At 59.8% G+C, this 8,521-nt stretch carries 8 protein-coding genes and 4 pseudogenes; 7 read left to right on the top strand and 5 right to left on the bottom strand.

Going from position 1 to position 8,521, the window contains the following annotated elements; genetic code table 11:
• The coding region (locus tag GXY01S_RS15685) for a COX15/CtaA family protein (RefSeq protein WP_174520989.1) at positions 1 to 549 on the top strand (549 nt) is incomplete at its 5' end.
• Positions 550 to 985: 436 nt separating this feature from the next.
• Positions 986 to 1,567 (top strand): hypothetical protein, encoded by a 582-nt coding sequence (locus tag GXY01S_RS15680; protein WP_174520988.1) that lies wholly within the window; start codon positions 986 to 988, stop codon positions 1,565 to 1,567.
• A 118-nt stretch (positions 1,568 to 1,685) separates the two neighbouring features.
• On the opposite strand, the gene hemH is transcribed toward GXY01S_RS15680, so the two are convergent.
• The 3 genes from hemH to mutY all read right to left on the bottom strand — a co-directional run bounded on the left by hemH (position 1,686) and on the right by mutY (position 4,073).
• Positions 1,686 to 2,741, bottom strand: coding sequence for a ferrochelatase (hemH, locus tag GXY01S_RS15675; RefSeq protein ID WP_061276618.1), 1,056 nt, complete (start codon positions 2,739 to 2,741; stop codon positions 1,686 to 1,688).
• Positions 2,742 to 2,816: 75 nt separating this feature from the next.
• A complete protein-coding gene (locus GXY01S_RS19115) occupies positions 2,817 to 2,939 on the bottom strand; it encodes a hypothetical protein (RefSeq protein WP_255210478.1) in 123 nt (40 codons plus the stop codon).
• A 60-nt stretch (positions 2,940 to 2,999) separates the two neighbouring features.
• Positions 3,000 to 4,073 carry an A/G-specific adenine glycosylase gene (gene mutY, locus GXY01S_RS15670; RefSeq protein ID WP_061276625.1) on the bottom strand — a complete coding sequence of 358 codons (1,074 nt, stop codon included), beginning with the start codon at positions 4,071 to 4,073 and terminating at the stop codon, positions 3,000 to 3,002.
• A 97-nt stretch (positions 4,074 to 4,170) separates the two neighbouring features.
• Here mutY and GXY01S_RS15665 point away from each other — a divergent pair, with 97 nt between their 5' ends.
• From GXY01S_RS15665 to GXY01S_RS15660, 3 genes are all read left to right on the top strand, one after another.
• Positions 4,171 to 4,584, top strand: coding sequence for a DUF721 domain-containing protein (locus tag GXY01S_RS15665; RefSeq protein ID WP_061276616.1), 414 nt, complete (start codon positions 4,171 to 4,173; stop codon positions 4,582 to 4,584).
• A 22-nt stretch (positions 4,585 to 4,606) separates the two neighbouring features.
• A complete protein-coding gene (locus GXY01S_RS18370; protein WP_146222812.1) occupies positions 4,607 to 5,140 on the top strand; it encodes a hypothetical protein in 534 nt (177 codons plus the stop codon).
• 266 nt (positions 5,141 to 5,406) lie between these two features.
• Positions 5,407 to 5,736 (top strand): hypothetical protein, encoded by a 330-nt coding sequence (locus tag GXY01S_RS15660; RefSeq protein ID WP_061276614.1) that lies wholly within the window; start codon positions 5,407 to 5,409, stop codon positions 5,734 to 5,736.
• 9 nt (positions 5,737 to 5,745) lie between these two features.
• On the opposite strand, the pseudogene GXY01S_RS19110 reads toward GXY01S_RS15660, so the two are convergent.
• Positions 5,746 to 6,423: pseudogene (locus GXY01S_RS19110) on the bottom strand (IS5 family transposase); the annotation flags it as partial.
• Between the two features lie 16 nt (positions 6,424 to 6,439).
• Here GXY01S_RS19110 and GXY01S_RS17590 point away from each other — a divergent pair.
• Positions 6,440 to 6,809, top strand: a pseudogene (locus GXY01S_RS17590) (transposase); the annotation flags it as partial.
• On the opposite strand, the pseudogene GXY01S_RS19250 reads toward GXY01S_RS17590, so the two are convergent.
• A pseudogene (locus tag GXY01S_RS19250) lies at positions 6,810 to 7,164 on the bottom strand (IS3 family transposase); the annotation flags it as partial. It abuts the pseudogene before it with no gap.
• A 323-nt stretch (positions 7,165 to 7,487) separates the two neighbouring features.
• On the opposite strand from GXY01S_RS19250, the pseudogene GXY01S_RS15640 reads away from it, so the two are divergent.
• Positions 7,488 to 8,521: pseudogene (locus tag GXY01S_RS15640) on the top strand (IS3-like element ISGxy1 family transposase); the annotation flags it as partial.

Here is an 8,521-nt window from a genome sequence, read left to right as displayed (position 1 = left end):
GGCTGCTACATCGCCATTTTGTGGACGGCGCTGTCCGTGCGCACGCCGCGCCCCGCCTTCATTCCCGCAACCCCCGAAGCACGGCGCATTCATGCACTGGTCTGGGCCATCTGCATTCTGGTGGGCATGACCGTGATCGCGGGCGGCTTTACGGCGGGCACGCATGCGGGCTTCGCCTATAATACCTTCCCCCTCATGGATGGGCACCTGATCCCGCAGGGTTATGCCAGGCTGCACCCCTTCTGGCTGAACTGGTTCCAGAACATTCCCGCCATCCAGTTCGACCACCGGTTGCTGGCCACCACCACGGCGGTGCTGATTGGCGTGACAATCGTGCTGGGGCTGCGCACGCCGCAACTAGGCAAGGACGTGCATGCGGCCCTGGCCATGCTGGGCTGGCTGGTGCTTTTGCAATACGCGCTGGGTGTTACCACGCTGCTGCTGGTCGTGCCGGTCTGGGCGGGCACGGTGCACCAGACCTGCGCCGCCATCGTGCTGACGGCGGCCATCATCACGCTGCACCGGCTGCGGGGGGTTGGCCGACCGTAAACGCATTGAAAGACGCGACGGACCGGAGGAAGGTTCCTGATGAAGCTTTTTTCAGAGAGCTTCAAAAGAACGCCGCCTTTTTGAAAAAAGGCGGTACCCGAGAACTTTTACTTTCCATTACAGGCTCTGTTTTTGAACCAGTTCTTCAGTTCTGAGCGTTTCGATCATGGTTTCCTGCCTGTAGGCCATCATCTGGCGCTGCAGCCGGTTTATGCTACGGAGTGTTGCAGCACGCCACCCCACGCTTGCGCATCGGCCCAAACCGGGCAGAAATGCCATTCATGACAATGAGGCGCACACCCGCCTTGCCGCACCACAAGCGCATCCGGCGCGGCTATCCCTGCGTTAGGGAATGCGGCACCAGGATACCGGCCGCGTCTTTTCCCGATCGGTGATTTTCTGCGATAACCCCCATCAAGACATGCAGGAATGGAACATGCACAAGCTCAAACAGGCACTGACAGGCGTGACGCTGGCCCTGATTGCGTGCGGCTCACTGAGCCTGCCCGCCCATGCTGGCCCCCATGGCGGCGGCGGCTTTGGTGGGGGCGGGGGTGGCTGGCATGGCGGCGGCGGTGGCTGGCGCGGTGGTGGCGGCGGCTGGCATGGTGGCGGCGGCTGGGGCGGCTGGCACGGTGGATGGGGCTGGGGCGGCTGGGGTGCGGGCTACTACCCCGGCTATGTCGGCTGGGGTTACCCCATGGGCGGCTGGGGCTGGGGTGGCGGCTGGGGTGGCTGGGGCTGGGGCTGGCCCGGTTATTATGGCGCGGGGGCCGCGATGGGGGCTGCCGCGGCAAGTGCCAGCTATCGGGCCGCACCCGAAGTCTATAACGCCACGGGCAACAACGCGCCTGAAGACGATTCTGTCTATGACAAGGATCTGTCCACCCTGCTGGCCCCCGCTGCGGCACAGCCGCAACCCGGCATGCAGGGCCAGCCTGCGCCGCAGCGTCCTCCGGCTTCGTGCCCCAAAGGGCAGGTCTATAATGACCTGACCGAAAGCTGCGACCGGCCCTGACTGGGGTAACATCATCAACATTTCCGGGAGCCGCCTTTTCGCCAGAGGCGGCTCCTCGCGAAGCTTTTTGCAAAACACTTCGCCAAAAACTTTTCTCCGCCAGCGGGCATGAGAGACCTCAGCTGGCAGAGGCTGCCGCTTTACGTGGCAGCCAGCCTGCCAGTTCCTCGCGCACCAGGGTCTCGAGCAGGTCGATGGCATCGGGTGAGTTGTTCAGGCACGGAATCAGGGCCAGTTCCTTGCCGCCCGCCTTGATGAAGTCTTCCGCTGCCTCGTTGCCGATTTCATCGAGCGTTTCGATGCAGTCGGAAATGAAGCCCGGCGTAATCACCGCAATGCGCTCGATGCCCTGCGCGGGCAGCGACTCGATAAACGGCGCGGTATAGGGCTCCAGCCATTTTGCCGGGCCAAAGCGGGACTGGAAGGTAAGCGGCATCATGCGCTCGTCATACCCCATGGCATGACGCAGCGCGATGATGGTGCGCGCGCATTCATCGGCATAGCTGTCACCCTTTTCCACATATACCCTGGGCAGGCCGTGGAATGAGGCGACAATCATCTGCGGCTTGAAATCAAGCGTTTCGAGTCGGGCCGTGATCGAACGCCCAAGGGCCGCGATATAGGCCGGGTGGTCGGCAAAGGCAGGCAGGGTGCGGATGGCGGGCTGGTTGCGCAACCGCATCAGAGCACGAAACGCCTGGTCATTGGCCGTGGCCGTGGTGGTGGCGCTATATTGCGGGTAGAGCGGGGCAAGCAGGATGCGATCGCACCCCTGGGCCACCAGTTCATGCAGCGCCTGGCTGATGGAGGGCTGGCCATAGCGCATGCCCCAGGCCACCGGCACATTGTCAGCTTCCAGCCTTTTGGCCAGCATTTCCGCCTGGTCGCGCGTATAGGTGCGCAGCGGGCTTTCATCACGGTCATGATGCCAGATGCGGTGATACGCCTCGCCCGACTTGCGCGGGCGGAAGGTCAGCACCGGGCCATACAGGATCGGTTTCCAGATCAGGGGACTGGCTTCGATAATGCGCCGATCTGACAGGAATTCAGCCAGATAGCGGCGCACAGGGCCATAGCCGGTGCCATCGGGCGTGCCGAGATTGCTCAGCAGTACCCCGGTGCGCGGCGGTGCATCTTCATGCCCCGCCGCGCGCTTTATGGTAATAAATGTCATGCTCCGGCTGCTACAGGAAGCCAGACGAGGATGCAAAACCGCAACGGACCCTCATCACCCTGCACAGGATGCATCCTAGCGCCGGGCGCGCACCCGGACCGGCTGCATGGCGCGCGCGGGGGCTGAACAGTAACGGGCGGCGGCAACAAGGCCCAGCAGGGCCACAACGGGGGAAAGCATCTGGACAAAAGCGAACATTACGGTCCCTTTCCTGATCGGACACCCATCACTCAACCGCGCAGATCATACCGGCGTCAATCAAAAAATACCGGCTTTGCGTGCAACCTTTACGCATTTGCCCATGAGCGAGGGCAGCGCCACGGCGCCGTCAGCGGGGTAATGCACGCATCCCTGTGCCGCCATGCTGTTGGGAAAGGCCGCGATCGTGGCTGCGTACACATCCACAAGCAGTGTAAAATGGGTGAAGACATGCTTCACCTGCCCCACCATGCGCCAGCGCGGTTGCAGGCGGGGGGCGGCAGGGGCCTGCGCCAGCGCTTCCGCCTCAGGCCACGGGTCATCGCGCCAGTGCGGCCCCGGCAGGCCCATCATGCCGCCCAGCAGCCCCTTTTCGGGGCGACGGACCAGCAGCAGGCCACCGGCTTCATCCACTAGGCAGAAATGCACGCCATGCCGCACGGGCCGCACGGGCTTGGGCGCGCGACGCGGCAGGGTTGCGGCAATGCCCTGCGCATGGCCCGCGCAGGCGTCGCGCCACGGGCACAACACGCAGGCGGGGTTGCGCGGCGTGCAGATGCCCGCGCCAAGGTCAAACAGGGCCTGCGCGAAATCAGACGGGCGGGCCTTGGCCTGCGCATCCGCGTTCAGGGTCATGGCGCGGGCGGCAATGGCCTTGCGGGCACCGGGCAAGGGATCGGTCAGGGCAAACAGGCGGCTGGTCACGCGCTCGACGTTGCCATCCACCGGCACCACGGGGCGACCAAAGGCGATGGCGGCAATGGCCGCTGCGGTATAGGCCCCGATTCCCGGCAGTTCCAGCAGCCCTTCCACCGTATCGGGAAAGGTGCCGCCCCGCGCTGCCACCGCCTTGGCGCAGGCATGCAGGTTGCGCGCGCGGGCGTAGTAGCCAAGCCCCGCCCACAGCGCCATGACCCGGTCCTGAGGCGCGCGGGCGAGCGCCGTGACATCGGGGAAGGCGGCCAGGAAGCGCTCGAAATAGGGCATGACCGCCGTAACCGTGGTCTGCTGGAGCATGATCTCGCTCAGCCAGACCCGATAGGGATCAACACTCTGGCCGGGCAGCGCGCGCCATGGCAGAATGCGACGGTGCCGGTCATACCAGCGTAACAGATCGGTAGCACAAGGTAACACGGACCCGTTTATGACGAACCCGCCGCCACGCAGCAAGAAAAAGAACGAAGCCCCTGCTCCCGCCGAGCCGCCGCGCCGGGCCTTTCGCGCGCGCAGCATGGCGGCCCTGCTGCCGCAGATCAGCCAGCCGGTCTTTCGCAAGCAGTCGGCCGCAGCCGTGCAGGTGATGACGGACTGGGCGGATATTGTAGGCCCGCATCTGGCAGCACTCACCGTGCCGCGCAAGTTCTCGGCGGGCACGCTGACGGTGGGCTGCCAGGGGCCGGTGGCGATGGAACTGCAACATCTCGCGCCCACCGTCATTGCCCGCATCAACACCACCTGCGGCCACGGCGTGGTCAAGCGGCTGAAAATGGTACAAGACCTGCTCGCACTGCCCCAACAGGCAACATCCCCTGCCCCACCGCGCACGCCACCACCACCCGTGGATATTGACGACATGCCCGACGGTCCGTTGAAAGAGGCGCTGGCGTCGCTGGGCGGGTGGCTTCGCGCCCGACAGGGCAACTGAAAAATGATCAGAACTATATAAAGTGAAAAAGTTTTTTATTATCTTCGGCCTATTTTCTTCAATTTTATTTGGTGGAAATTATATAGATGCCGCAAATGCTCAAAGCATTTCAGAACAAATGGCCCGCAAACAGGTTGAGTCAGCCTTAGGTAAATATATTACAGAAGCATACGCTTACAATACCGACGAATCAAAATGCAAAATTTATGTAATAACTAATGGGCAAAAAAATGCATTTGTTTGCAACGGTATAAGCCACGTCACCCTTCATGCTGATGGGGAAAATATGAATAAACTTTCTGTTAATAATGATGATGGCTTCTATATTATTGATATGAAAAAATTCCAAACGACAGACACTGATGGTGGCGCAACCGTTTATCATATTAACCAAGTTAATATTTATGTTAAAGCTTCAGACAAAAGCACAAATGCCAATCTGAATGGAGTCTGCGCTTTATGGAATAGCGGAAAAATATTTTGTCAGATAAATCTTCCGAATAGTGGTGGAATTGTAATTGACAATGATCCTACAAATATTATAAAAATTAAGTAAATAACGTAATTTGTAATATTTATTGAAATATCTTAAGAAAAACGCCGCCTTTCCCAAAAAGGCGGCACCAGAAAACATTTGTCTGTAAAAAAGAAAGCGGGTTGGCAGCGTCATCGCTCCTACATGGAGCGCCCCGTCATGCAAACGCCCCGTTATGGGAGTTTTCTACCGCGCGACATCACGAAACGGTGAGGGATAGGGGCTGGATATCTGGCCGATCCATGCCAATATCGTGTTTGCAATGGTACAAAAAAGGAACCCGTCAGATGCGTAAGTTGGCCCTGCTGCTGGCTGTATCCATGGGACTGATTGGCGTATTGCCCGCTCCTGCGGCCCATGCATGGGGTGGCGGTTGGCGCGGTGGCCCCGGTTGGGGCGGCGGCTGGCATCGTGGCTGGGGCTGGGGCGGCTTTGGCATGGGCATGGCCGCTGGCACCGCGCTGGGAGTAGCCATGTCGCCCTATCGCTACCGGCCCTATGGCTACGGGTATGGGTATGGGTATCCGGCCTATGGCTATCCGCCGCCCTACCCGGTCTATGCCTATCCGCCACCACCACCCCCGCCGCCCCCGGCCTATTACGGTTATTACCGCTAGGGCATGTCGTCAGTTAATTCTGATGATTGCGGAGACGAGTTGTGCTGCTGCGAGGAATGTTGACTTCAGTTTGTCGTAGCGTGTTGCAATGCCCCTGAACTGCTTCAACCTGGCGAAGAAGCAGTCAATGATGTCTCTGTTTTTGTAGGGCTGAAAGCTGATTTTTTCGTGGATTGCATCGGTTTTTCCCTGAAGGGATAACCGGTGTGATCTGCCGTTCTTCGATCTTTTCGATAAGCGGATCGGCATCATAAGCCTTGTCGGCGATAAAGGTTTTGGGATCGACCTCATCCAGCAGGGGCTCCGCTTCCGTGATGTCCGCTTTCTGCAGGGACGTCAGGGACAGGGCGATTGCCTTTCCTGCCGCATCGACAATGGCGTGGATTTTCGAAGTTGGTCTGCCACGGGACCGCCCGATGGCCTGGTCCGCGCCCTTTTTTTACGCGCCCCCGCACTATGCTGGTGAGCCCGGACAATCTTGCTGTCGATCATCATGTATTCATTGGCTCGATCGGCGGCCAGATGCCGGAAAATCCGTTCGATGACGCCACTTTCACACCAGCGGCGCAGTCGTCTGTGAACATTCTTCCAATCCCCGAACCGCACTGGCAGGTCACGCCACGGAATACCGGCGCGGTAACGATACAGCACGGCTTCCACAAACAGATGGTTATCCGTAGCCGTTCCCACTGGCTGTCACTAAGGCACGAAGGAGATCCTCGGCCTATGGATCGAGCAGAACGATGGCGCCAAATTCTGGCTCCGTCTCATGAACGATCTACGCCATCGTGGCGTCGAGGATATTCTGCTGGCCGTGGTTGACGGACTCAAGGGCTTTCCCGACGCTATCTGCGCGGTTTTTTCCCGAAGCCCTTATGCAAACCGGCATCGTTCATCTGCTGCGCCATTCGCTGGATTTCGTCGCCTGAAAAGACTGCAAATCCGTGGCCACAGTTCTGAAGGATATCTACCGGGCTGTGGACGCTGAAACTGGAAAAACTGCCCTGGCCGCCTTTGCTGAAAGTCCTTGGGGCCAGAAATACGCAGCGATCGTCCAGTCCTGGGAGCGTGCCGCGGCCAACGTGACGTTCTCCGACATCGAGCCCGGCTTCCCCCGGTTCCATGGTCATGCGCGGCCGTCCGTAGGAGCCGTTGCTCAGGGCATAATGTTCCCGGATATGCGCCAGCACCTTCAGATCGGTGCGCTGGCGCTGACAGGCTGGTCGGGATGTCCAGGCCCGGTAACCCCGTGCCGAGACCCGCAAGACCTGGCACAGCCTCCCGATTGGCCATTCATGCCGATGTCCGTGGATGAAGGCAAACCTCATGGCTTTTGGCTCGCGAAGAACTGGGGAGCTTTTTTAGAATTTTCCTCTCCTCCCGCAGAATCCGGTTTTTCAAGCGAAGACGTTCATTCTCGCGGGCCAGATCAGCCTGCTGCCCTGATGCCGGCTCGTTCGGATGGCCATCCACTATTCATTTACCCAGCTCGACCGCAACGCGCGTGCGTGACAGCCCACTGCTCAACGCGATCCTCACGGTCTCGCGCCTGAAACCTTCCGTATGCTTCATGGTCTCGTCGGTCTCCTCATACGAGCTTGAAACGCTCGGATGACCGGCACAAAACCGTCATAAGTCCAGCGTGTTTTGTCGTCCTGCCGAAACGGTGGATCGTGGAAAGACGCAGAGGTGGTCCCCATTTTGCGGACAGGGCAATAAGCTATAATCCGACCTGAGAGAGAACGGGTTTTATGGGCAAGGTTACGCGCAAGAGGTATGCGGCGGAGTTCAAATCACGGGTTGCCCTGGAAGCGATCCGTGGGGAACTGACGCTGGCGGAACTGGCTTCGAAACATGGGGTGCATCAGACGATGATCGCCCAGTGGAAACGGCAGGCGATCGAGGGGATGGCGGCCACCTTTTCCGGGAAGGCGACGTCTGAGCCCCCGGTCAGCCCTGCTGATGTGGAGAAACTGCACGCGAAGATAGGCGAGCTTCTCGTGGAACGGGATTTTTTACGCGATGCCTCTGCTCGGTTGGGCGTGATCAGAGGCGGCAGATGATTGACCCGAAGCGAGCGCGTCTGCCGATAATTCGGCAATGTACGCTGCTGCGACTCAACCGGTCAGGCGTCTACTATCGGCCTGTGCCACAGAGCGAGGCCAATCTGGAGTTGATGCGGCTGATCGACGCCCAGTTCCTGGAAACGCCGTATTATGGCTCACGGCAGATGACATGGCATCTGCGCCGCCTGGGACATGAAGTGGGCCGCAAGCGGGTCCGGCGGCTCATGGCGATCATGGGCCTGCGGGCGATCTACCAGAAGCCGCGCACGAGTGTGCCCCATCCGGAGCATCGGAAATATCCATATCTGTTGCGGGATCTGGTCATCAATCGGCCTGACCAGGTCTGGTGTTCCGATATCACATATATTCCCATGAAACGGGGATTTCTCTATCTCGTGGCGATCATGGACTGGTTCACGCGCAAGGTGCTGTCCTGGCGTCTGTCGAACACGATGGACGCGGAGTTCTGTATTGAGGCACTCCGGGATGCGCTGATGCGCTACGGCACCCCGGAGATTTTCAACACGGACCAGGGCTCACAATTCACGACGCCCCGTTTTACCGGTATCCTGGAAGAACGTCAGATCCGCATTAGCATGGACGGGCGTGGGCGCTGGCTGGACAACGTGTTCATCGAGCGTCTGTGGCGGTCGTTGAAATACGAATGTGTCTACCTGCACGCATTTGAGACCGGATCAGAACTTCGAGTGGGGCTCGGG

Origin of the sequence: Komagataeibacter xylinus NBRC 15237 (assembly GCF_001571345.1) — a bacterium.
Taxonomy (GTDB): Bacteria; Pseudomonadota; Alphaproteobacteria; order Acetobacterales; family Acetobacteraceae; genus Komagataeibacter; species Komagataeibacter xylinus.
Note: the sequence above shows the minus strand (reverse complement) of the source record. Positions and strands in the feature narration are given on the sequence as shown.

Excerpts from the sequence above, each read along its gene's own strand:
- GXY01S_RS19115 (WP_255210478.1), bottom strand. The coding sequence starts at position 2,939 with ATGTTCGCTTTTGTCCAGATGCTTTCCCCCGTTGTGGCCCTGCTGGGC.
- hemH (WP_061276618.1), bottom strand. The coding sequence starts at position 2,741 with ATGACATTTATTACCATAAAGCGCGCGGCGGGGCATGAAGATGCACCG.
- GXY01S_RS15660 (WP_061276614.1), top strand. The coding sequence starts at position 5,407 with ATGCGTAAGTTGGCCCTGCTGCTGGCTGTATCCATGGGACTGATTGGC.
- GXY01S_RS15665 (WP_061276616.1), top strand. The coding sequence starts at position 4,171 with ATGGCGGCCCTGCTGCCGCAGATCAGCCAGCCGGTCTTTCGCAAGCAG.
- GXY01S_RS15680 (WP_174520988.1), top strand. The coding sequence starts at position 986 with ATGCACAAGCTCAAACAGGCACTGACAGGCGTGACGCTGGCCCTGATT.